The organism is Halomonas sp. B23F22_20 (assembly GCF_043496985.1).
GTDB lineage: Bacteria > Pseudomonadota > Gammaproteobacteria > Pseudomonadales > Halomonadaceae > Halomonas.
This window is the reverse complement of the sequence record NZ_JBIEKH010000121.1, coordinates 1-603: the sequence shown is the minus strand read 5'-3', so window position 1 is coordinate 603 and position 603 is coordinate 1. Positions and strand designations below refer to the sequence as shown.

General features: G+C 65.7%; 1 protein-coding gene. It reads left to right on the top strand.

Annotation, left to right across the window (positions count from 1 at the left end; translation table 11 throughout):
- Positions 1-603, top strand: a 603-nt coding sequence (locus ACGTN6_RS20895) for a hypothetical protein (protein WP_459077063.1), incomplete at both ends; no start/stop codon positions are given.

Sequence of the window (603 nt, the reverse complement as noted above, 5' to 3'; positions counted from 1 at the left end):
AGAAGCCGGTGGACAACGTGCCGCCCGCGGTCTCGGTCGAGCTGACCGGCAGCGGCGACGACGGTACCTACAGCCAGGACGAGATCGGCGACGACGGCACGGTCACCGCTGACGTCACCCTGGAAGACGGCACCGAGGTGGGCGATACCCTGACGGTCACCGACAAAGACGGTAATGAACTGCTGAATCGTCCGGTCACCCAGGACGATCTGGACAACGGCGTTCCGGTGGAAGTCCCGGTTGCCGAAGGCGACACCGACGTCAGGGTCACCGCCACGGTCACCGATCCTGCGGGCAATACCGCCAGCGACGATGATGAGAAGCCGGTAGACAACGTACCGCCCGCGGTTTCGGTCGAGCTGACCGGCAGCGGCGACGACGGTACCTACAGCCAGGACGAGATCGGCGACGACGGCACGGTCACCGCTGACGTCACCCTGGAAGAGGGGACTGAAGTCGGTGATACCCTGACGGTGACCGACAAGGACGGCAACGTCCTCGACGAGCGTGAAGTCACCCAGGACGATCTGGACAACGGCGTCAGCGTCGAGGTCCCGGTGTCGCCGGGCGACACTGACGTCAGCGTCACCGCCACGGTCACCG